Annotated in this window: 22 protein-coding genes; 13 read left to right on the top strand and 9 right to left on the bottom strand. The window is 55.9% G+C overall.

The window, feature by feature from the left end; all coding sequences use genetic code 11:
* Nucleotides 1-48: 48 nt before the first annotated feature.
* The 3 genes from hslR to EPG66_RS17615 are packed head-to-tail and all read right to left on the bottom strand — an operon-like array spanning nt 49 to nt 3,307.
* Nucleotides 49-453, bottom strand: coding sequence for a ribosome-associated heat shock protein Hsp15 (hslR, locus tag EPG66_RS17625; RefSeq protein WP_010253159.1), 405 nt, complete (start codon nt 451-453; stop codon nt 49-51).
* A 13-nt stretch (nt 454-466) separates the two neighbouring features.
* Entirely contained in the window at nt 467-1,114 is a 648-nt protein-coding gene (yrfG, locus tag EPG66_RS17620) for a GMP/IMP nucleotidase (RefSeq protein WP_182687672.1), read from the bottom strand.
* Nucleotides 1,115-1,171: 57 nt separating this feature from the next.
* Complete coding sequence (locus EPG66_RS17615; RefSeq protein ID WP_039388893.1) at nt 1,172-3,307, bottom strand: intracellular growth attenuator family protein; 2,136 nt, start codon at nt 3,305-3,307, stop codon at nt 1,172-1,174.
* A 391-nt stretch (nt 3,308-3,698) separates the two neighbouring features.
* Here EPG66_RS17615 and nudE point away from each other — a divergent pair, with 391 nt between their 5' ends.
* Nucleotides 3,699-4,262 carry an ADP compounds hydrolase NudE gene (gene nudE / locus EPG66_RS17610; protein ID WP_039388895.1) on the top strand — a complete coding sequence of 188 codons (564 nt, stop codon included), beginning with the start codon at nt 3,699-3,701 and terminating at the stop codon, nt 4,260-4,262.
* Between the two features lie 49 nt (nt 4,263-4,311).
* On the opposite strand, the gene EPG66_RS17605 is transcribed toward nudE, so the two are convergent.
* The 4 genes from EPG66_RS17605 to mrcA form a co-directional block, all read right to left on the bottom strand.
* The gene (locus EPG66_RS17605) at nt 4,312-5,610 is read right to left on the bottom strand and encodes a cytosine permease (RefSeq protein WP_182687670.1); all 1,299 of its coding nucleotides are present in this window, start codon (nt 5,608-5,610) and stop codon (nt 4,312-4,314) included.
* Between the two features lie 20 nt (nt 5,611-5,630).
* A complete protein-coding gene (locus tag EPG66_RS17600; RefSeq protein WP_022624038.1) occupies nt 5,631-6,320 on the bottom strand; it encodes a helix-turn-helix transcriptional regulator in 690 nt (229 codons plus the stop codon).
* A gap of 24 nt (nt 6,321-6,344) precedes the next feature.
* Complete coding sequence (locus tag EPG66_RS17595; RefSeq protein ID WP_033780989.1) at nt 6,345-6,755, bottom strand: GNAT family N-acetyltransferase; 411 nt, start codon at nt 6,753-6,755, stop codon at nt 6,345-6,347.
* Nucleotides 6,756-7,242: 487 nt separating this feature from the next.
* Nucleotides 7,243-9,792 carry a peptidoglycan glycosyltransferase/peptidoglycan DD-transpeptidase MrcA gene (mrcA, locus tag EPG66_RS17590; RefSeq protein ID WP_069025453.1) on the bottom strand — a complete coding sequence of 850 codons (2,550 nt, stop codon included), beginning with the start codon at nt 9,790-9,792 and terminating at the stop codon, nt 7,243-7,245.
* Nucleotides 9,793-9,908: 116 nt separating this feature from the next.
* On the opposite strand from mrcA, the gene pilM reads away from it, so the two are divergent.
* Genes pilM through hofQ form a run of 5 tightly spaced genes read left to right on the top strand, consistent with a single transcriptional unit; the run spans nt 9,909 to nt 13,339 of the window.
* Nucleotides 9,909-10,715, top strand: a complete 807-nt coding sequence (gene pilM, locus EPG66_RS17585; protein WP_039388934.1) for a type IV pilus biogenesis protein PilM — start codon at nt 9,909-9,911, stop codon at nt 10,713-10,715.
* Entirely contained in the window at nt 10,715-11,257 is a 543-nt protein-coding gene (locus EPG66_RS17580; protein WP_083070478.1) for a PilN domain-containing protein, read from the top strand. Before pilM ends, EPG66_RS17580 begins: the two co-directional genes overlap by 1 nt.
* The gene (locus EPG66_RS17575) at nt 11,250-11,744 is read left to right on the top strand and encodes a HofO family protein (RefSeq protein ID WP_182687668.1); all 495 of its coding nucleotides are present in this window, start codon (nt 11,250-11,252) and stop codon (nt 11,742-11,744) included. The genes EPG66_RS17580 and EPG66_RS17575 overlap by 8 nt, the downstream gene beginning before the upstream one ends.
* Nucleotides 11,734-12,117, top strand: a complete 384-nt coding sequence (locus EPG66_RS17570; RefSeq protein WP_182687666.1) for a DNA utilization family protein — start codon at nt 11,734-11,736, stop codon at nt 12,115-12,117. The genes EPG66_RS17575 and EPG66_RS17570 overlap by 11 nt, the downstream gene beginning before the upstream one ends.
* Entirely contained in the window at nt 12,056-13,339 is a 1,284-nt protein-coding gene (gene hofQ / locus EPG66_RS17565) for a DNA uptake porin HofQ (protein WP_182687664.1), read from the top strand. Before EPG66_RS17570 ends, hofQ begins: the two co-directional genes overlap by 62 nt.
* Nucleotides 13,340-13,430: 91 nt before the next feature.
* Here the strand turns inward: hofQ and EPG66_RS17560 are convergent, their stop codons facing one another.
* Complete coding sequence (locus tag EPG66_RS17560; RefSeq protein ID WP_223265993.1) at nt 13,431-13,604, bottom strand: hypothetical protein; 174 nt, start codon at nt 13,602-13,604, stop codon at nt 13,431-13,433.
* Between the two features lie 97 nt (nt 13,605-13,701).
* Here EPG66_RS17560 and aroK point away from each other — a divergent pair, with 97 nt between their 5' ends.
* The 7 genes from aroK (at nt 13,702) to trpS (ending at nt 19,814) form a co-directional block, all read left to right on the top strand.
* Nucleotides 13,702-14,223, top strand: a complete 522-nt coding sequence (gene aroK, locus EPG66_RS17555; protein WP_003852989.1) for a shikimate kinase AroK — start codon at nt 13,702-13,704, stop codon at nt 14,221-14,223.
* A 38-nt stretch (nt 14,224-14,261) separates the two neighbouring features.
* A complete protein-coding gene (gene aroB, locus EPG66_RS17550) occupies nt 14,262-15,350 on the top strand; it encodes a 3-dehydroquinate synthase (RefSeq protein ID WP_182687662.1) in 1,089 nt (362 codons plus the stop codon).
* 72 nt (nt 15,351-15,422) lie between these two features.
* Nucleotides 15,423-16,475 carry an SPOR domain-containing protein gene (locus EPG66_RS17545; protein WP_031593904.1) on the top strand — a complete coding sequence of 351 codons (1,053 nt, stop codon included), beginning with the start codon at nt 15,423-15,425 and terminating at the stop codon, nt 16,473-16,475.
* Nucleotides 16,476-16,568: 93 nt separating this feature from the next.
* A complete protein-coding gene (gene dam / locus EPG66_RS17540) occupies nt 16,569-17,384 on the top strand; it encodes an adenine-specific DNA-methyltransferase (protein ID WP_010671570.1) in 816 nt (271 codons plus the stop codon).
* 67 nt (nt 17,385-17,451) lie between these two features.
* Entirely contained in the window at nt 17,452-18,135 is a 684-nt protein-coding gene (rpe, locus tag EPG66_RS17535) for a ribulose-phosphate 3-epimerase (protein WP_010253116.1), read from the top strand.
* The gene (locus EPG66_RS17530) at nt 18,119-18,796 is read left to right on the top strand and encodes a phosphoglycolate phosphatase (RefSeq protein WP_031593903.1); all 678 of its coding nucleotides are present in this window, start codon (nt 18,119-18,121) and stop codon (nt 18,794-18,796) included. The genes rpe and EPG66_RS17530 overlap by 17 nt, the downstream gene beginning before the upstream one ends.
* 16 nt (nt 18,797-18,812) lie before the next feature.
* The gene (gene trpS / locus EPG66_RS17525) at nt 18,813-19,814 is read left to right on the top strand and encodes a tryptophan--tRNA ligase (protein ID WP_031593902.1); all 1,002 of its coding nucleotides are present in this window, start codon (nt 18,813-18,815) and stop codon (nt 19,812-19,814) included.
* Nucleotides 19,815-19,872: 58 nt separating this feature from the next.
* Here the strand turns inward: trpS and cysG are convergent, their stop codons facing one another.
* The gene (cysG, locus tag EPG66_RS17520) at nt 19,873-21,237 is read right to left on the bottom strand and encodes a siroheme synthase CysG (RefSeq protein WP_182687660.1); all 1,365 of its coding nucleotides are present in this window, start codon (nt 21,235-21,237) and stop codon (nt 19,873-19,875) included.
* Nucleotides 21,238-21,248: the final 11 nt, after the last annotated feature.

Here is a 21,248-nt window from a genome sequence, read left to right as displayed (position 1 = left end):
TTTTTTCTCTCACTGGTACGGGGCGATGGCGCGTCAGCTAAGACGGTGTTACTCATCGCCCGATAATTTAAACTTCATCAAATCGCGACGCTCTTTTTTGTCAGGTCGCCGATCGGGATGGGGCATAGTCAGCGCATTCATTTTGCGCGCCTGCGCCATTTTTTCGCGTTTTTCAATGCTGGCATCTGTTTCGCGATAGAGCTGCTGGGCCTCGCTGGCGGGACGGCGCTGAGCGCTGATGTCCGCCACCACCACGGTGCGTTCATCGTTGCCCTGACGCAGTGTCAGTTCCGCATTCAGCTCCACCACTTTGCCGGGTTTGCTGCGCTGGCCGTTGTAATGCACTTTGCCGCCTTCAATCATCTCCCGCGCAATCGCCCGGGTTTTGTAAAAGCGCGCGGCCCACAGCCACTTGTCGAGGCGTACCTCTTCGCTGCTTTTCTCTTTCTTCATTGCTGCTCCTGACTCAGATCAGCGTCCGGTAATCGCCGGTGGCGCGATGACGCTGAAAGATTTGCTCAGGGCGATCCGAATCGGGGTTCTTTACGCCTAAGCACTCGCCGATGCCCCATATCGTCGCAGCATCCAGAATCACTTCGCTATCATCGATAAACAGCGTGCGCGGCGCAGAAAAGCCGGTGTGCTGTTGTACCGCCTGCCATAAACGTTGGTCTTCTTTCGGATACCCAAAGGTATGGGTGGAAAGTAATAAATCAAGGTGCGGCGCTAAACCCGTCTGCGCCAGTTTGACGTCCAGATTGTAAGGATGCGCGTTGGTCAGCAGGATAGTGGACTTGCCCGCGCGACGCAGAGCCTGCAAAAAAGGCAGCGTATCGTCACGCAGCGCAATGCGGCTGCGCATCGCCCATGTCATGGCACGAATGTCCAGCGCCAGCGCTTCTGCCCAGTAATCCAGACAATACCAGTTTAGCGTATGGGCGACGGCCTGATACTTTTCCGCGATGATCGTTTCGGCTTCCGCCCGGGTAATGCCGCGTTGCTGACTGAGTTGTTCAGGCACATGCTCCAGCCAGAAGTGACGATCAAACGCCAAATCCAGCAGTGTGCCATCCATGTCGAGCAGCACGGTATCAATCTCAGACCAGTTGAGCATGCGGATGTTTCACCCTGTAAAAAAACCGGGCGACAGGGTAGCACAGAAGGACAGGGCTCAGAATATCGGGCGCACGCTCTGCAAAGTGCCGAGGTTATGATTGAAGCACTTGTCGTAGTAGTGCTGGATATCGATCATGCGCTGGCGATTAAGGTGCATACGGCGCAGCGCCAGTAACCCATTGATCACACCGCATGTCAGCAGCACCAGTAGCAGCAATACGGTGCCGAGATAGCGCCACTGCGCCATGGCATCCGGTTCATTGTGCAACACGATATGACGCGTGCCGTTGGCATCCGTTGAAATGCTGGTGATGATGCCGCTGGCGCTGAAAGGCGTATGCAGCAGCATGGCGGAGATACGTTGCAGTTCGCGCCACTGAGAGGGCGGATCGAGATCAAACAGAGACACGGTTGGCTGAGGCTGATTCACCAGCTGGCGACCCTCGTCGCTGACGATCAGGAACCCCCCTGGCGGCGGGCTGTTAAGATTTTCTGCCGCACGACGGGTTTCGCGGAAAAAGAAGGTCGAGGTGGCGGTATTAACCAGGTTTTCCAGGGCTTCGGCACTGACCGGCCGCAGCAGCACATTCATGCCGTTTAGCTGGCCGGAATCTGCGCGACGCATCAGCGCTTCCCAGTCTTTGGCATTGCCCAGGTTCACCAGCGCATTTTTCAGGCGCATACAATCCTGTGGCTGATTACAGAGATCCTGCGTTTTCATCACCAGATCGGAGAAGTCATCCAGCAGAATCATGCCGGACTTCTGAATCGCGGAGGCCAGCTGCGGATTCAGTTTAGGATCGGTATTGGTTTCCGGATGCAGCTGCTTGGTGGTGGTCTCCTGCAGAGCAGCGGCTTTATCAATAATGTCCGATTGCGGCTGCGGCAACGGCGTGGCGTTATTCCAGTAGACCGCCGAGCAGTCGAACGGCATGAAGGCGTAACTTCGGTTGCTCTGATAGTTGTCCGGCACCGAACACATGCCGGTACCGCTTACTTTGAGGTTGTCGCCAATATTCAGGGGCACGCTGCTGAGTTTATCGACGCTGCTGACCTCCAGGCTGTCGGTGCCCCTGGCCCAGGCCAGACTGAGCTTGATCGGCATGCCGAGCGGGATCCAGGTGACCAGCATGGTCAGCACCATCAGTGAACCACAGGCCAGCACTACGTTTTTCCGCCAGCGCTGAATAGGGAAGTTTTTGACTTCATCCTGCAGCGACAGGAAGCGGCCCTGACGCACCACCTGACGGTTGAGGTAGATCTCCACATCCGTCACCTGTCCGAGATCGTGCGCCACATAAGGCTGCCAGTGCGGTGGATAGGCGAGGTCAATAATCCCCAGTGTGATATTGCTCTGCTCCTGGTTCGATTCGCTGAACAGGCCCCAGCGCTTTGGCGCGCCGCGCAGGCAGTGTATGTCACGCAGGCCGCGCTCACCTGGAATGCGGTAGAGCAGCCACAGGCTGGCGGCAATCATGACTGCACCCGTCAGCACCAGCCAGATCATCAGCGTTGCGGGTACTAACAGGCTGAAGAAGAAGAGTAAGAAGGCAAGAGAGATGATCACCGCTTCACGCGTGCCATCTGGCCGCGACAGACGATACTCTTCCGGTGTCTCTTTGCGTACCTGCAGCAGTTCGACGTTTTCCGTTTCCGCTTTGCGGATAGAGGCGTTGGTCGACACCGGACGCATCAGCGTCGGCAACGATTGCTGATCTACGGCGTAATCCACCAGCGAGTGGCCGTTCAGCGAGATCACCAGCGGAATAGATTGGGTGCGGATTAACTCAACGTAGTTTTCGTCGGCGATGTACTGTTCCCACAGCGGCGGCAGATGAACTTCAACTTCATCAAGGTAGTAGCGCCATTTATGGGGATCGTCCGTAGAGAGTCCGTAGCGGGTAATCGCACGGGTAACGGGATAGACATTGTTGCTCTGTGCCGTCAGCGTCAGACGTTCGGACGCGCTGCGCTTATCGGTCGTCACCGTAGTACGGGGCTGCTTTTCCAGCGCGGCGACATACTTATCAACCGCCTCACGCTCCTGAGCAGAGAGTTTACGGCAGGGCGGACTGATAAATGGCAGAGGTTTCGCCAACGGCGGACGATGCCGCATAGCGTACCAGAACCCAATGCCTGCCAGTATTGAACAGGTCAGCACTATGGCCAGGATCATCAAGATTGTGCTCATGCTCTGCTCAATTCAGCCAAAATGCTGCCTTCACTTTAAACTTTCGCTTTCGGTTATGCTCGCTATAAAAGAGGCATTCCGGAAGATTATATAACCCTGAGGAGTCAGACACCCGATGAAATAGTGCCAGCGTATATCTGATTAGCATTTGTTAAACCCTGCCTTGTCCGAATGGTAACCGGCTCAGACTGGATTAAATATCGGTATTATCTGAAACTTATCGCAGCATATTGACTAATGCAAATTTAGTCTTAACTGATAACCAAAGGCTGTTATTCAATCGATGTAATCTGTGTAACGATAACGTGATTGTCTGACTGTCGCACAATTGCCTGTGGTTAGGTATGCTAATTCGCTCCAGATAGCCGGCGCAAAATAATTTGAGGCTGATATGAAAATTCCAAAAAAACCTGACATCCTCAATATCACCGCCGTGGCACGTTCACGGTTATTCACCATTGAATCGGTCGATCTGACTTTCAGCAATGGTGCGCATCGCGTTTATGAGCGGATGAAGCCCTCAGAGCGTGAAGCGGTGATGATTGTGCCGATTATTGATGACCATCTGATCCTGATTCAGGAGTATGCCGTCGGACTGGAAACCTATGAGCTTGGTTTCCCGAAGGGGCTGATCGATTCAGGTGAAACCGTGAATGAAGCGGCGGTTCGCGAACTGAAAGAAGAGGTCGGTTTTGGTGCTGATGAGCTGACAACGCTGGGCAAACTCACCATGGCGCCCTCCTACTTTTCCAGCAAAATGAATATTGTGGTGGCGGAAGGTCTCTACGCCGAAAAGCTGGAAGGCGATGAGCCGGAGCCGCTGATTGTCCACCGCTGGCCGCTGAGCGATATGATGTCGCTGCTGGATGAACCCGATTTCCGCGAGGCACGTAATGTCAGTGCGCTGTTTATGGCGCGCGAATGGCTGGTGAAGCAGGGGCGGCTGAGTTACTGAGCGAGCGCATAAGTAAGGAAACGCGCCTGTCAGCAGGCGCGTTTCGATTTTATTCTGCTCTTGCATTTTCTCGTATGGCTGATGCGGGCTTCAACAGTGGGGCGGTCAACAGATAAACCACGCATGCCACGAGAATCGAATTAAGTACCGGTACGCCGCGCTCAACCAACAGTCCGGTGGCTCCGCCCGCTGCACTGGCTATCAGCGCGGGCCAGCCGATAAGCTGAGACGTTGCCGGTAAGGAATTGCTGTTGCGGCTCAGCGCCAGCGTCTGGCGGTCAGTTTTCAGCACATAGTAGTCAATGATCATCACGCCCAGTACTGGCGGGAAGATGACCCCCAGAAGTTCCAGAAAATCGACAAAACGATCAAGAATCCCAAGAATTGAACAGAGTGTGCCGAGCATACCGAGCAGCAGCGTAATCACAGGATAACGCGGTTTATAGCCGGTTAAGCCTTCAATCGCATTGGCGATGCCCAGCGTTGACGAATAGAGATTCAGGTCGTTAATGCGCAGGGTAGAAAAGACCACAACCAGCAAACCCAGTGAGCTGGTTGTTTGAGTAATAATCGCGATGATGTCTGAGGTCTTCAGTTCTCTGGCAATCAGAATTGCCAGCCCATTAATCCCATATTCTCCCGCCAGAATGGTCAGCAGCGTAATGGCGAAGACATCTTTACCGTTACGTGAGAAACGCGTCAGGTCGGGAGTCATCAGACTGGCCAGGATTGCACCGCCAATTACCATAGTAATGGCGGCGCTCACGGTAATGGTTTCGCTCGCAATAACCGGCGGCGTCATCTGGCCAGACTGGCCGTGGAAAGCGTGCCAGAAAATCCAGCCGACCAGCACGATGAAGAGCGGAACCGCAATACGTGCGGTAAAGCGCAGCGCCTTAAAGCCAAAGGTAACCAGTAAAGTCAACACGGCTCCTGAAAGCGCTGCCGACTCTGCAAAGCTGAGTTTTCCGTTCAGGGCATAGCTCAGCGATCGGGCGAAAACGGCATTCTGAATGCCGAACCAGCCCAGCAGGCTGACCGCGACCAGCAGACCAATGAACACTGAGCCATGGCGACCAAAACCACACCAGCGAGCCAGCAGACTGCCCGGCAATCCCTCGCGCATCCCTGCATAGCCGAGCGCGAAGGTCAGCACGCCAAATAGCAGGCTGGCCAGAGTGATTGCGGTAAACGCCTCGCCCGGCGTCATACTGTTGCCCAGAACCGCGCCAAGCATAAACTGATCCAGCGCAGTCAGCATGCCCATATGCACAATGGCGACGCTAAGCAGTGAGAGCCTTTTATTTGCAGGTACAGGGCTCAGTGGATAATCATCAAATTTACTCAAAACATGGTTTCCTTACCGGTTTATATATAAATAACGCCTGTGCTGAGAAACCTCTCTGGCAGATAATTCTCCAGTGACTCCGCACGACAGTAGCTCTCAAATTGTTGTAGCGAATGCACCCCCGCTTTTTGATAAAGCGTGGTGATGCGGTTACCGATAGTTTTTACGCTGAGGTTGTAGATGCGGGCAATCTCTTTCGCGCTGAATCGCCGTAGCAACAGGAAAATGACATCCAGCTCGGCGGGGGTAAAAAGGGGGTGCTCAAGACGCGTCGTCAGTACAGAAGATTTTTTGGGATCGATAAAGCTCATTGCCGTAAGGTTATCCACCGGACGTGCATTCCAGATGCAGCCCAGCCACTGATTTCGGTTGTCGAAAACAGGGTATTTCTCGCTGATAAAAGGGGTGAGATAATTGTTGCCATACCAGTAGTGGGTTTCAATCACGGCCACGCTACTGTTATTCAATTTTACCTGTTGATCATGCTCGCAGAATTCATCGGCGCAATCACTCCAGCGCGTGGGGAACTCACTGTCTCTTTTTCCCTCAAATAAATAACTTTTAGGCGTAGCAGTATACATTTTTGCAGCTTCATTCATATAAAGATGCTGCGATGCGGCATTCTTAAAACCCCAGGGTGTCGGTAATAAATCCATGGTGGTGGCGAATGCAGAAATGAAATCATCAATACTACGGTATGGGCTGTCCATGGCGCCTCGCTGAAAGCATTCAGATTATAATCTTTTTGCCAGATAATAACGTGCGTAGCGCTGCGCATATCCATCCTGTTCGCCATAGACGCGATAACCCAGCTTTTCGTAAAAACCACGAGCCTGGAAACTTAACGTATCAACGATGGACATATGGCAGCCTCGATTGCGCGCTTCTTCTTCCGCTGCCTGCATCAGCTGACGTCCTGTGCCATGCAGGCGCCAGGCATCCTCTATCCATAAATAATGAATATCGAGCGTGCCACACCAGGTATGGGCTAACAGGCCACCCTGGATATTTTTCTGGTCGTCATACAGGATAACATTCAGCGTTTTCATATTGATGTCAGCAAAGCGTCCATTATGCTGCCAGAGTCGCTGAATAATATACTCTTCAGTTTTAGGGTCTTGCGTATGACCCACTTTAATTTCCATATATAAAAGTATCCATAGGTGATTAAATCAAAAAAGAGGATATCGGGCTTTCTATTCCTATCATGATGATAAGCGATGCGCAAGAGTTAATATCCCTCCTGTTATTAGGCGCAATTAATATTAAGCTGGTTGTCGTTGTTCAGCTGATATGCCAATAACTATGTTTGCTGGCACCAGGGAAGACTAAGCTAATCATAGCGATATAATAACTATATTCTTTTTTAGGTTCACTTTCTGAATCGATTCATACACATTGCTTTATATTATCTGACTGATTTAATGCCGATCGCTCAGGGTGATCGGCATTTTCCTCAGCAACAGATGATGATCTCTCTCCGGCTTTTACCTTTCTTTTTTTCCCATCCCAGTTGACTGAGTCGCTCATGCACGAAAAGCATCGCGTGTTTCATCAGGATAAGCGGGCCAATAAAAAAGGCTGATCACTTCAGGTGACCAGCCTCAGATATTTCACATTGCAGATATCACATCAGAACAGCTCGTGACTCTCACCGTTATCCATAATGGTGGTACCCACATCATGAACCGAATATTCGGTTGGCTGGGTGCCATTGATGAAGTACTCCTGACGGGTGTTACCCCCTCCATTTGCCAGCTTGCCGGTGCTGCGATCGATAGTGACGGTGACCACGCCATCCGGCGGCGTTAACGGCTGCACCGGTACACCATCCAGCGCACTCTTCATGTACTCATCCCATGCCGGTTGCGCGCTCTTCGCACCGCCTTCATAGCCCGAAATCTGATCGGGAATGGCGCCGGAGAGCGTGCTGCGGCCCAGATTGCGGCGCGCATCATCAAAGCCGATCCAGACTGAGGTGACCACGCCAGGGCCGTAACCCGAGAACCAGGCATCTTTCGAGCTGTTAGTGGTACCGGTTTTACCGCCGATATCATTACGCTTGAGGTCACGCCCGGCACGCCAGCCTGTTCCCATCCAGCCCGGTTCGCCAAAGATGTTACTGTTCAGCGCGCTCTTGATCAGGAAGGTGAGCGGGGTGTTGATCACGTGGGGTGCATATTGCTGCTCACCCTGTTGTGCCTGAGCGGGAACCTGCTCCAGTTCAGGCTGAGGAACGGCCTGATTCTGGTTGTTATTTGAGGCAGCAACGTTCTCGACGCTCTCTTCATTCAGAGCCAGCGCTTTTTTGGTCTCGCCGTAGATCACCGGCAGATTGCACTGCGGGCAGGCGATCTTCGGTTTCTCTTCAAATATGAGGCCGCCCTGTTCGTTCTCAATCCGGGTGATGAAGTAAGGATCGACCAGGAAGCCGCCATTCGCCATCACGGAGTAGCCGCGCACCACCTGTAACGGGGTAAACGAGGCCGCACCTAATGCCAGCGATTCAGTATGAACAATGTTCTGCGCCGGGAAACCAAAGCGCTGCAGATACTCCGCGGCGTAATCCACGCCCATTGCACGCATCGCACGCACCATCACCACGTTTTTCGACTGGCCTAAACCCTGACGCAGGCGAATCGGACCATCGTAAGTTGGCGGGGAGTTCTTGGGACGCCAGTCAGCACCCGCACCCGCATCCCAGCGTGAAATCGGCACATCGTTAAGGATTGAGGCGAGCGTCAGCCCGCGATCCATTGCGGCGGTATAGAGGAAAGGCTTGATATTAGAGCCGACCTGGCGCAGCGCCTGGGTCGCACGGTTAAACATGCTCTGGTTAAAGGCAAAGCCGCCTACCAGCGCGCGCACCGCACCATCATTCGGATCCAGCGAGACCAGCGCCGAGTTCACATCAGGCACCTGGCCCAGCCACCACTCATCACCCACTTTGCGTACCCAGATCTGCTGGCCTGCCTGCAATACCTGCGTCACGCTTTTCGGCGTCGGGCCCTGCACGGTGTCAGACTTATAAGGACGCGCCCAGCGCACACCGGCTAATGCCAGCGACACATTGCTGCCATCTTTCAGCATCACGGTCGCTTCATCGCTGCGCGCTTCCGTTACGACAGCCGGATTGAGCGGACCGTAGACCGGCAGCGTCTTCAGCGCTTTTTCAATCTTCGTCTGATCCCAGGCCGGTTCACCCACTTTCCACAGCACGCTGGTCGGGCCGCGATAGCCATGACGCATATCGTAGGCCATGACGTTATTGCGAACGGAGGTCTGCGCGGCTTCCTGCAGGCGACGGGTTACGGTGGTGTAGACCTTGTAACCGTCGGTGTAGGCATTCTCACCGTAGCGTTTCACCATCTCCTGACGCACCATCTCGCTGAGATAGGGGGCAGAGAAAGCGATTTCCGGGCCGTGATACTTCGCTACCAGCGGCGTATTACGCGCCTCATCATACTGCTGCTGCGTGATGTAATGCTGATCCAGCATACGCGCCAGCACCACGTTGCGGCGCGACAGGGCACGACTTGGCGAGTAAAGCGGGTTAAAGGTGGAAGGGGCTTTCGGCAGACCGGCAATCATCGCCATCTCACTCAGCGACAGCTGGTCAACCGGCTTACCAAAATAGACCTGTGAGGCTGCGCCGACGCCATAAGCACGGTAGCCGAGGTAGATCTTATTCAGGTAGAGCTCAAGTATTTCATCTTTGTTCAGCAACTGCTCAATGCGGATCGCCAGGAACGCTTCCTTTATTTTACGCATCAGGGTGCGTTCCGGGCTCAGGAAGAAGTTACGGGCCAGCTGCTGAGTGATAGTACTGGCACCCTGCGAGGCGTGACCGGAGACCAGCGCAACGCTGGCCGCACGGAAAATACCCACCGGATCAACACCATGGTGCTCATAAAAACGGCTATCTTCGGTCGCAATAAACGCTTTCACCATCACAGGTGGCACTTGCTGCAGAGTCAAAGGAATACGGCGCATTTCGCCATACTGGGCGATCAGATCGCCATCGGCGCTGTAAACCTGCATAGGGGTTTGCAGACGCACATCTTTCAGCGTGTTTACGTCGGGCAGCTGTGGCTCTATGTATTTGTATAAACCATAAATCGAGCCAGCTCCCAACAGGATGCAACACACTGCAAGGATCAATAAATACTTTACGAACTTCACCTGGAATTTCCCATCTGTTGTCGTTTAAGCAGTTTATAAACAACCGCGCGGTAGTATAAAGGCAAGCCAGACGCTTTGATATGTCCATTTTCCCGGACGATAAGGAGATCGCGCGTATGGCTTTTCATACCTGGCAAATTGGGCTGGATATTCAGAATAGGCAGATTTGCGCCCTGGCCCTCCAGCCGCGTCGTGATGGCTGGCAGCTACGCCACTGGTGGCAGCAGCGGCTGCCGCAAGATACGTTAAGAAACGGCGTGCTGCAATCTTCGCCTGAATTACTGGCGGCCTTAACGACCTGGCGTCAGCGGTTGCCACGCCGTTATTCGCTGCGGGTCGGACTGCCAGCCCAGCTGGTGCTTCAGCGCCAGCTTCCCCTGCCCGCGCAGTCGCTGAATGAGCCCGCGCTGGGGCACTACGTGCAGGCGGCCGCACGCCGTCTCTTTCCGCTGGAGCCTACTGCGCTGGCGCTGGATTACCGGCCGGATGCGCAGAGCGGTCAGCTCTGCGTCACGGCAGCGCGGCTGGAGATTATCGACCAGTGGGCGGCCCCCCTGTTGCAGGCGGGTTTAAAGCCGCAGGTGTTCGAACTGACCACCGAGGCGCTGAAGCGGTTAGCCCGCCAGGCAGCGCTGCAGGACGATGCGGTGCTGGTTCTGCAGCAGGATAATCGCTGGCTCTGGAGCGATGCGCACACCGCTGCTGACACAGGCGAAGCCGCCACGCTGGAGGCACTGCAACAGCAGGCCTTTCCCGGGACTCGCTCTGTCGCCTGGTGTACCGCAGAGCAGACGCCGTTGCCCGCAGACGTTAGCGCGTTTTCCCCTTTTGATCTGTTTCGTTATAAGCAGCCACCTTTGCCGGAGAATCCGGGCGCTTTTGCGCTGGCGGCCGGGCTGGCGCTGCGCGACGGAGATGAGTGATGGTCGCGGTTAATCTGCTGCCCTGGCGGCAGCGCCGTCGGCAACAGCAGCGGCGACAGAGCCTGATCATGCTGTCACTGGCGATGGGCACCCTGTTACTGGTGGTGATGCAGCAAACCTGGCGGATCCATCAGATGCGTCAGCAGGTGGCGCAGGCGAGCAGGGCGCAGCAGCAGGCGCTGGAAAGCCTGGGGCAGCAGTTAGCGCAACAGAAGCAGTTACTGGAGCAGCTCGCGGTCGTGCAAAAACAGCAGGCCAGGCATCGCCAGCAGGCTGCACAACTGGCCGCCTGGCAGCAGTTCTGGCTCGATTTACCCGCGTTACTGCCCGACACCGCCTGGCTGACCCGGCTGGAGAAGCGCGACAACCGTCTGACACTGGAGGGGCGGGCGCAGGATATCGCGGCAGTCCGACAGTTCCGCCAGCAGTTAACCACCGTGGCCCTGTTTGGTCAGGTGACGCAGGGCGGGGTTAAGCGTCAGGCTGATGGCCATTATCGGTTTTCACTGCGGGCAGAGATGCAGGAGGTGAACAGTGAGTGAATGGTGGGATCGCTGGTGGCAGATGGCCGCTATTGCGCGCTATGGCTCGCTCACCGCGCTCTTATCCGGTCTGCTGCTGCTCTCCTGGATCCTGTGGTTACGGCCACAGCAGCAGGCGCTAATTGCTGAACAGCAGAGACTGTTGCAGTTGACCCGCACTCTGCAGCTGCGTCAGCACAAGTGGCGTCAGAACCCTGATAATGCGCAGTTGCAGTTGCAGCTGCAGTCGATGCAGATGGCGAGATCAGCATCTGCATCGGGCCGTGCAGTGGAAGAGATCCTGGCGGCACGCCGTAACCAGCTGGAAGAGTGGCAGCCGGACGCCCCCTCACGCATGCTGACGCTGCATCTGCAGTGGCCGGCGTTCCAGTCGCTTTTTGCCGAGCTTGCCCAGGCCTCCGCACCGTTTCCGGTGCATTTCCAGCTGCTGGCGCAGCCGCAGTACCTGGAAGCTCAACTCTGGCTGGAACCTGACGATGCGCCATAGTCTGCTGATTTTACTGTTGTGCTGTAGCGGCGTACTGGCGCGCGATCCGTTCCGGGCTGTTGCCGGTTCCGTCTGTGAGGCATCAGTGGAACCGCTCACCGACTGGCATCTGCAGGGGATCATTGGCCGGGAGGCGCATTTCCATGCCTGGCTGCTGACCCCGCAGGGAGAGAGCGTTACGGCCCGCACCGGCAAGCCATTTCCATTCGCACCCTGGCAACTGGCGGATATGACTCGCCGCAGCCTCACCTTAGCGGTGCCGAATAGCTGCAACGCACAACAGGCCGTATTTTATTTAAAAGGACGTTCGCATGATAAGGATAACCACTCTGCTGCTACTACTAAGCTGCCTGCTGCCGGTTTACGCCGCTGATGAGGAGCCTCTCAGTCTGACTTTCGATAACGCACCGGTAGAGCGTATTTTGCAGGCGCTGGCGGACTATCAGCAGATCAATCTGATGATTGCGCCAGAGGTTGAAGGTTCGTTATCGCTGCGGCTGGATAATCTGCCCTGGCATCAGGCGCTCGACCTGGTGGCGCGCATGGCAAAGCTGACGCTGGTTGAACAGGATAATGTCCTGCTGGTCTATCCGGAAAGCTGGCAGCAGGCTCAGCAGCAGGCTCAGCAGCAGGCACGTGAGGCTGAGCAGCAGCTACAGTTGCAGCAGGTTCCTTTGCAACAGCGCGCTGTGATATTGCGCTATGCCAGCGCCAGCGAGGTGTATGCCAGCCTGCTGAGTGAGCGTCAGTCGCTGATGACGCCGCGCGGTAGCGTGACGGTCGACAAACGCACCAACGCATTGTTACTGCGCGATACTGCGGCGGCTTTGAAAGAGACGGAGCGCTGGATACGGGCGCTGGATCTGCCACTGGAACAGATTGAACTGTCAGCCCACATCGTCACTATCAGCGAGGAGCATCTGCAGGAGCTGGGCGTGAAGTGGGGATTGCAGGCGGGGGACGCCGCCGTAACTGATATTCTGCATCATCCCCGGCTGGATGTTCCGCTGGCGGTGAGTTCACCCGGCATCAGCGTGGGTATGGCGCTGGCGCGCATCGGGGGGCAGCTTCTGGATCTGGAGTTAAGTGCGCTGGAGCAGGAGAACCAGATTGAAATCATCGCCAGTCCACGTCTCTTTACCTCACATCAGCAGACTGCTTCGATTAAGCAGGGCACAGAAATTCCTTATGAGGTGTCGGCAGGAAACAGCGGTGCCACCAGTATTGAGTTTAAAGAAGCGGTGCTGGGTATGGAGGTGACACCGACGATTTCCGGCAATGGCCGCATCCAGCTGAAGATCCATATCAGTCAGAATATGCCGGGTCGCAGCATCAGAACCGGCGATAACGACATATTATCCATTGATAAACAGGAAATTGAGACTCAGGTCACGGTCAGTGACGGGCAAACCCTGGCGTTAGGCGGTATCTTTCAGCAGCAGCGCACCCGCGGACAGAATCAGGTGCCGCTACTGGGAAATGTGCCGCTGATTGGCGGGTTGTTTCGCCAGCAATCTGATCAGCGCAAAAAAAGAGAGCTGGTGATCTTCATTACGCCGCGATTGGTCAGGGAAGCAGCGCTTACGGCTGGATAAAACGGAAAATGCGTCCCTTAAGGCCATCTGCGTTGACGCAGGAGAGGAATTAGCTTACAAGGTTTAGCGATTTTCAATACGGTGTAACCGTCTATGCTGGGTAAATCCCGGCAAACAGATCAGAAAACTCCTCTGTACGCAGCGTTGTAAAGACGCAGCGCTGGCGCGTTACAGTTTCGCGAACACAGGCCAATTCAGAAATGGATGTGCTGAAGGCAATATAATCGGTTGCCAAACAGCCTTGAGTGTTGAGATAATTTTTCATCTGACTCTTGCTAACGCTCATGAGGTCTCAGTTCCTGTCCCGCCAGCAAATGCTGAACGCGGGGTATCATTAACGAATTCTTAGTAATACCGACAAAATGGCAGAGAAACGCAATATCTTTCTGGTTGGGCCGATGGGTGCCGGCAAAAGCACTATTGGCCGTCAGTTGGCTCAGCAACTCAACATGGAGTTCTTCGATTCCGATCAGGAAATTGAGCGACGCACCGGAGCGGATGTGGGCTGGGTTTTTGATGTCGAAGGCGAAGCTGGCTTTCGCGATCGCGAAGAAAAAATCATTAACGAACTGACCGAGAAGCAAGGCATCGTCCTGGCGACAGGCGGTGGTTCCGTCAAATCCCGGGAAACGCGTAATCGTCTCTCCGCCCGCGGTGTTGTGGTTTATCTTGAAACCACCATCGAGAAGCAACTGGCGCGCACCCAACGTGACAAAAAACGTCCGTTGCTGCAGGTGGATTCACCGCCGCGTGAAGTGCTCGAAGCGCTGGCTGGCGAACGTAACCCGCTCTACGAAGAGATCGCCGATGTAACCATTCGCACAGATGATCAGAGTGCGAAAGTGGTGGCGAATCAGATTATCCACATGTTGGAAAAAAGTTGATCCAACGTTCGAAGGCTCCTTAACAGGTATCGGGCACCATGGAGAAGATCACCGTCTCACTGGGGGAACGCAGTTACCCCATCACTATCGCTGCCGGACTGTTTAACGATCCGGCTTCTTTTTGGCCGCTAACCGCGGGCGAAAACGCCATGGTGGTGACAAACCAGACGCTGGCTCCGCTTTATCTTGACCAGCTGACGGCGCTGCTGACGGCGGCAGGTGTAAAAGTGGATCAGGTGATCTTACCCGACGGCGAGCAATATAAGACGCTGGCCGTGATGGATCAGGTTTTTACCGCGCTCCTGCAAAAGCCGCACGGTCGTGATACGACGCTTATCGCCTTAGGCGGCGGCGTTATTGGCGATCTTACCGGTTTTGCTGCGGCCAGTTATCAGCGTGGCGTACGCTTTATTCAGGTACCAACCACCTTACTGTCGCAGGTCGACTCTTCGGTTGGCGGCAAAACGGCCGTTAACCATCCGCTGGGCAAAAACATGATCGGCGCGTTTTATCAACCCGCGTCGGTGGTGATTGATACTGCCTGTCTGCAGACGCTGCCCGCGCGCGAACTGGCGTCGGGTCTGGCGGAAGTGATTAAGTACGGCATCATCCTCGACGGTGCGTTTTTCCAGTGGCTGGAGCAGAATCTTGATGCCCTGCTGGCGCTGGATGAACAGGCGCTGGCGTACTGCATTCGTCGCTGCTGTGAACTGAAAGCCGAAGTCGTGGCCGCCGATGAGCGTGAAAACGGTCAGCGGGCGTTGCTGAATCTGGGCCATACTTTTGGTCATGCGATTGAAGCACATATGGGCTATGGCAACTGGCTGCACGGTGAAGCGATTGCAGCGGGCATGGTGATGGCGGCACGCACGGCTGAACGCCTGGGGCAGTTCCAGGCGCAGGAGACGGAACGCATTATTGCCCTGTTCCTGCGTGCCGGTTTGCCGGTACATGGGCCAGAGGCGATGAGTGCGGAGATGTATCTGCCGCACATGATGCGCGATAAGAAAGTTCTGGCGGGCGAATTGCGGCTGGTACTCCCGCTGTCGATTGGCCGCTCTGAAGTGCGTGGTGGCGTGGCACATGATATGGTGCTGGCTGCAATTAATGATTGTCAGCAATCCTGAGATTAAGCAGTTGAGTGGTGACGCGGCGCGCAGGGTGCGCAGTGCGGAATGCCGCTTTACGGAGGAGGCAAAATGGATGAGTTTAAACCGGAAGATGAGTTAAAACCTGACGCCAGCGATCGCCGTCCCTCGCGCCCTCGTAAGTCGTCTCCCGCAGCCAAAATACCGGTTTCGCGCCAGCGCATCATGATGGGTGTCGGGATCCTGGTTCTGCTGTTACTGGTACTGGGTATTGGTTCAGCGCTGAATGGCCCGGATGAGAAAAAACCTGCTACTGCGGGTAATACGCCTGCCGCTGGCGGTGGTTCCGGCAGCGAGAAGAACATCGACCTGGCCGGCTCCTCTTCCATGTCAGGTGGACAGACGACGCCGACAGGCGAGCAGACCACGCCAGCTACCAGCGAAAATAACGCGGCGACCAGCGGTAATGCTGCATCTGACCCGCAGCGCGACGTCTCAATGCCGCCTGTGGCTTCAACGCCTACGCAGGCAGCCCCTGTTGAGACGCCAGCGAATCAGCAGCGTGTCACGCTGCCGGGCGATCTGAACAGCGCGCTGAGTAATCAGCAGCAGCAGGTCGACAGTGCCGCAGTGGGCACGCAGGGTGGCAGTTCACTGCCAACGGCGCCTGCCACGGTCAGCGGCAATGCCGGAACGGCTGCGAATCCGGTTACGGCCCCTGCAGGCCGTCAGACGCCAAACAAATCAAACGCTTCTGCCCGTCCGGCGCACGATTCATCGCATAAAACTGCCTCGAAGCCTGCAACCCGTGACAGCAAAACGCATACCACGCCAGCACGTACGCCAGCCCCTTCTGCTCCGGCCACTGCGGCGGCAGGCAGCAGTTCAGCCAGCAAATCATTGCCAGGCGGCAGCTATACCCTGCAGCTGAGCGGTGCATCGAAGGCGGAAAGCCTGAATGCCTGGGCTAAGCAGCAGAATCTGAGTGGATATCACGTCTACAAAACCACCCGTAACGGTCAGCCGTGGTACGTGCTGGTAAGTGGTTCCTATGCCACACCGGCTGATGCCAAACGCGCGGTAGCCTCACTGCCTGCCGAAGTGCGTGCGAAGAACCCGTGGGTTAAACCAGTAAGCCAGGTGAAGAAAGAAGCCAGCCAATAGCGGATGTGGGGCCAGTTTCTGGCCCCGTTTTAAGCGCAGATCTGCTGTCGGTCCAGCCACAGCCTCACAATAAGATGTAATAACCACGACAGCATGAAAAAAAATCGCGCTTTCCTGAAATGGGCAGGGGGAAAATTTCCCTTAGTAGAAGAGATCCATCGCCATCTGCCGCAAGGCGACTGTCTGGTAGAACCCTTTGTTGGCGCGGGTTCGGTGTTTCTGAACACTGAATTTGATCGCTACCATCTGGCTGATATCAACAGTGACCTGATTAATCTCTATAACATTGTTAAAACGCGCACGGCGGATTTCATCCGTGACGCGCAGCTGCTGTTTACGCCGGAAAGTAACAACGAGATCTGTTATTACCAGCGTCGCACCGAATTTAACACCAGCACCGACGCCTACCTGCGCGCGCTGTTGTTCCTCTATCTGAACCGTCACTGTTACAACGGCCTCTGTCGCTATAACCTGCGTGGCGAGTTTAACGTGCCGTTTGGCCGCTATCGCAAACCCTACTTTCCGGAAGCAGAACTGTTATGGTTTGCCGAGCGTGCGCAAAAAGCGACGTTTGTCTGTGAATCGTACGATGTTACCCTGACCAATGCCGGTAAAGGCTCGGTAGTCTATTGCGATCCGCCTTATGCGCCGCTGTCGGCAACGGCCAATTTCACGGCTTATCACACCAACAGCTTCAGCCTGCGTGAGCAGGAGAACCTGGCGGCGTTAGCGGCAAAGCTGGCTTCGTCGGAGGACCGGATTCCGGTACTGATTTCTAACCACGACACTGCACTGACGCGTTTATGGTATCAGGATGCAGAGTTACATGTGGTCAAAGCCCGGCGTTCTATCAGCCGAAGCATAACGGGTCGCACCAAGGTCGACGAACTGCTGGCACTTTATAGCTAGTCTGTTTCGTCCGCGACCAACGCATTACGCCAGCCTGCGTGCTGGCGCACAACAGTGGGAGAATCGGATGAAACAATATTTGCTGGCCCCTTCAATCCTTTCGGCGGACTTTGCTCGCCTGGGCGAAGACACAGCCAAAGCGCTGGCGGCCGGAGGTGACGTGGTTCACTTCGACGTGATGGACAACCACTACGTGCCTAATCTGACCATGGGTCCGATGGTGCTGAAAGCACTGCGCGACTATGGCATCACTGCCCCCATCGATGTGCATCTGATGGTGAAGCCGGTAGATGCGCTAATCCCTGATTTCGCCAAAGCGGGTGCCACCTACATCACCTTTCATCCCGAAGCCAGCGAACACGTTGACCGCACCCTGCAAATCATTAAAGAGCATGGCTGCAAAGCGGGTCTGGTGTTTAACCCGGCGACCCCGCTGAGCTACCTCGATTACGTCATGGATAAGCTGGATATCATTCTGCTGATGTCAGTGAACCCCGGCTTTGGCGGTCAGTCATTTATTCCTGGCACACTGGATAAACTGCGTGAAGCGCGCAGGCGTATCGATCAGAGCGGTTACAGCATTCGTCTTGAAGTGGATGGCGGCGTGAAGATCGACAATATTGGCCAGATTGCCGCCGCTGGTGCCGACATGTTTGTCGCTGGTTCCGCGATCTTCGGTCACCCTGACTATAAAAAAGTGATCGACGATATGCGCAACGAACTGGAGAAGGCCAATGGCTCATTTCACTGATATTCGTGCGCTGGCGTTTGATCTTGATGGGACACTGGTGGATAGCGCACCCGGCCTGGCCGATGCGATTGATCGCACGCTGAACGATCTCCGTCTGCCGCAGGCGGGCCTTGAGCGTGTCTCAACCTGGATTGGCAACGGAGCGGATATCATGATGGCCCGTGCGCTGACCTTCGCGCTGGGCCGTGAGCCGCAGCCGGAAGAGCAGCGTGATGCGCGGGCGCTGTTTGACCGGCATTATGCCGATACCGTGGATGCAGGCAGTACGCTGTTTCCACAGGTAAAGCAGACGCTGGCCGCATTAAAGGCTGCCGGGCTGCCGATGGCGATAGTCACCAACAAGCCGACGCCGTTTGTGGCACCGCTACTGGATTCGCTTGGCATTGCTGATGCGTTTTCGCTGATTATCGGTGGCGACGATGTGCCGGTTAAAAAACCGCATCCTGCGGCAATCTTTATGGTGCTGGGTACCTTTGGTGTGTTGCCGAATGAGTTGCTGTTTGTCGGCGACTCACGCAATGATATCCAGGCGGCACAGGCGGCGGGCGTACCCAATATCGGCATGACCTTTGGCTATAACTATGGCGAGCCGATTGCCACCAGCCAGCCCGATTTAACCCTCGACTCTTTCGACGAACTTTTGCCCGCTCTGGGGCTGTAAATATCAGGACTTAAGTATGAAACCCATCGTTTTCAGCGGCGCACAGCCGTCCGGCGAACTGACCATTGGCAACTATATGGGAGCGCTGCGTCAGTGGGTGCAGATGCAGGATGATTTCCACTGCATTTATTGCATCGTTGATCTGCATGCGATCACCGTGCGTCAGGATCCTGTTGCACTGCGTAAAGCGACGCTGGACACGCTGGCGCTCTATCTGGCCTGTGGTATCGACCCGCAAAAAAGCACCATCTTTGTTCAGTCGCATGTGCCAGAGCACACGCAGCTGAGCTGGATCCTGAACTGCTACGCCTACTTCGGTGAACTGAGCCGCATGACGCAGTTCAAGGATAAATCAGCGCGTTACGAAGAGAACATCAACGCCGGTCTGTTCGACTATCCGGTGCTGATGGCGGCTGACATTCTGCTCTATCAGACCAACCAGGTGCCGGTGGGTGAAGATCAGAAGCAGCATCTGGAGCTGAGCCGCGATATCGCGCATCGCTTCAATGCGATTTATGGCGATATCTTCCGGGTGCCAGAGCCGTTCATTCCGAAGTCTGGCGCACGCGTGATGTCGCTGCTGGAACCGACGAAGAAGATGTCCAAGTCTGACGATAACCGCAATAACGTGATCGGCCTGCTGGAAGATCCGAAAGCGGTCGTGAAGAAGATTAAACGCGCCGTCACCGATTCTGAAGAGCCGCCAGTGGTGCGCTACGACATCAAAGAGAAAGCAGGCGTCTCTAACCTGCTGGATATTCTGTCGGGCGTGACCGGTAAAACCATCGCCGAGCTGGAGCAGGAGTTCGAAGGTAAGATGTATGGCCACCTGAAAGGCGCAGTAGCCGATGCCGTGTCGGGTATGCTCTCTGAGCTGCAGGAGCGTTATCACAGCTTCCGCAACGATGAGGCACTGCTGGAGCAGGTGATGCGTGATGGCGCGGCCAAAGCACGCGCACAGGCGCAGGAAACGCTAAAGAAGGTCTATCAGGCGGTAGGCTTTGTCGCGATGCCGTAATGGCTGAGCAGACAACCAGGACGGCGGGCATTGTGCCCGCCGTTTTTATTTGCAGGACTCAGAACCAGCGCAGGCTGCCACGCAGACTCACTACGCTGCCGATGATCATCAGGCTGGGACTGGTTACCTGACCGGCTAACGCTTCCAGCTCGCTCAGTGTCCCGGTGACCACGCGTTGACGCGTAGTGGTGCCGTTTTCCACCAGCGCCACCGGCATATCGCTGCACATACCGTGCTTTATCAGCTGCTGCTGAATCTCGCCGGCCTGCGTGAGCCCCATATAAAAGACCAGCGTCTGCTGTTCCGCCGCCAGCGTCTGCCAGGCGAGCGTGCCCTCTTTCTGCAGATGTCCGGTAACCAGTCTGACACTCTGCGCATGATCGCGGTGGGTCAGGGGAATACCGCTGTAAGCTGCACAGCCCGATGCGGCGGTGATCCCCGGCACCACGCTGAACGGAATCTGCAGCTGCGCCAGCGCTTCCAGCTCTTCACCGCCGCGACCAAAGATAAAGGGATCGCCGCCTTTCAGCCGCACTACGCGTTTTCCCCGCTGCGCCTGTTCGCAGAGCAGCTGGTTGATCTCATCCTGCGGCACGCAGTGATGTCCGGCGCGTTTCCCGACAAAAATGCGCTCGGCATCGCGGCGCACCAGATTCAGGATCTCATCAGAGACCAGCCGGTCATAGACGATGACGTCTGCCTGCTGGATTAGCTGTAAGCCTTTCAGGGTCAGTAATCCGGCATCACCCGGACCGGCACCGACCAGCGCCACTTCACCCTGTTGGCGAAGGTCAGACTTAAAGAGCTGGCCGGTAATCTGCTCCGCACGTTCACTGTCGCCGTTGGCCAGCGTCTGGGCCAGCCGCTCGCTGTTAAAGAAGCGTTCCCAGAAGTGGCGGCGGGCACTGACAGAGCTGAACTGTTGTTTAACCCGCGTGCGCAGGGTGCCTGCCAGCTGCGCCAGCTGGCCAAGGTGTTGCGGCAGCATCGCCTCCAGCTTCTCCCGCAACAGGCGCGCCAGTACCGGCGCGCGTCCACCGGAAGAGACGGCGACCATCAGCGGGGAACGATCGATGATCGACGGCATAATGGCGCTGGCCTGCTGCGGCGCATCCACCAGGTTGCAGAAGATCTGCTGTTTTTCGGCGGCTTCAGCTACCTGCTGATTAACCGCATCGTCGCTGGTCGCGGCGACAACCAGCCAGCAGCCGGTGAGCCAGTGCGGATCAAACGCCCCTGGCAGCAGCGTGATGGTTTCCTGCTGCGCCCATTGCCGGAAGGCGGGGGAGAAATCAAGGGCACCGACCAGCAGTTCGGCGCCGGCCTCCAGCAGCAGGCGGGCTTTCCGCTCAGCCACGTCACCTGCGCCGACCAGCAGGCAGCGTCGGCCCTGCAGGCGGCAGAACAAGGGGAAGTAGTCCATCAGACGTCCTT

Origin of the sequence: Pantoea pleuroti, assembly GCF_014156615.1 — a bacterium.
Classification (GTDB): Bacteria; Pseudomonadota; Gammaproteobacteria; order Enterobacterales; family Enterobacteriaceae; genus Pantoea; species Pantoea agglomerans.
This window is presented reverse-complemented; position numbering and strand designations above follow the sequence as displayed.

Excerpts from the sequence above, each read along its gene's own strand:
- EPG66_RS17545 (WP_031593904.1), top strand. The coding sequence starts at position 15,423 with ATGGATGAGTTTAAACCGGAAGATGAGTTAAAACCTGACGCCAGCGAT.
- aroB (WP_182687662.1), top strand. The coding sequence starts at position 14,262 with ATGGAGAAGATCACCGTCTCACTGGGGGAACGCAGTTACCCCATCACT.
- yrfG (WP_182687672.1), bottom strand. The coding sequence starts at position 1,114 with ATGCTCAACTGGTCTGAGATTGATACCGTGCTGCTCGACATGGATGGC.
- aroK (WP_003852989.1), top strand. The coding sequence starts at position 13,702 with ATGGCAGAGAAACGCAATATCTTTCTGGTTGGGCCGATGGGTGCCGGC.
- EPG66_RS17530 (WP_031593903.1), top strand. The coding sequence starts at position 18,119 with ATGGCTCATTTCACTGATATTCGTGCGCTGGCGTTTGATCTTGATGGG.
- EPG66_RS17560 (WP_223265993.1), bottom strand. The coding sequence starts at position 13,604 with ATGAAAAATTATCTCAACACTCAAGGCTGTTTGGCAACCGATTATATT.
- hslR (WP_010253159.1), bottom strand. The coding sequence starts at position 453 with ATGAAGAAAGAGAAAAGCAGCGAAGAGGTACGCCTCGACAAGTGGCTG.
- EPG66_RS17595 (WP_033780989.1), bottom strand. The coding sequence starts at position 6,755 with ATGGAAATTAAAGTGGGTCATACGCAAGACCCTAAAACTGAAGAGTAT.
- EPG66_RS17580 (WP_083070478.1), top strand. The coding sequence starts at position 10,715 with ATGGTCGCGGTTAATCTGCTGCCCTGGCGGCAGCGCCGTCGGCAACAG.
- nudE (WP_039388895.1), top strand. The coding sequence starts at position 3,699 with ATGAAAATTCCAAAAAAACCTGACATCCTCAATATCACCGCCGTGGCA.
- EPG66_RS17570 (WP_182687666.1), top strand. The coding sequence starts at position 11,734 with ATGCGCCATAGTCTGCTGATTTTACTGTTGTGCTGTAGCGGCGTACTG.
- rpe (WP_010253116.1), top strand. The coding sequence starts at position 17,452 with ATGAAACAATATTTGCTGGCCCCTTCAATCCTTTCGGCGGACTTTGCT.
- EPG66_RS17615 (WP_039388893.1), bottom strand. The coding sequence starts at position 3,307 with ATGAGCACAATCTTGATGATCCTGGCCATAGTGCTGACCTGTTCAATA.
- pilM (WP_039388934.1), top strand. The coding sequence starts at position 9,909 with ATGGCTTTTCATACCTGGCAAATTGGGCTGGATATTCAGAATAGGCAG.
- cysG (WP_182687660.1), bottom strand. The coding sequence starts at position 21,237 with ATGGACTACTTCCCCTTGTTCTGCCGCCTGCAGGGCCGACGCTGCCTG.
- dam (WP_010671570.1), top strand. The coding sequence starts at position 16,569 with ATGAAAAAAAATCGCGCTTTCCTGAAATGGGCAGGGGGAAAATTTCCC.
- hofQ (WP_182687664.1), top strand. The coding sequence starts at position 12,056 with ATGATAAGGATAACCACTCTGCTGCTACTACTAAGCTGCCTGCTGCCG.
- trpS (WP_031593902.1), top strand. The coding sequence starts at position 18,813 with ATGAAACCCATCGTTTTCAGCGGCGCACAGCCGTCCGGCGAACTGACC.
- EPG66_RS17600 (WP_022624038.1), bottom strand. The coding sequence starts at position 6,320 with ATGGACAGCCCATACCGTAGTATTGATGATTTCATTTCTGCATTCGCC.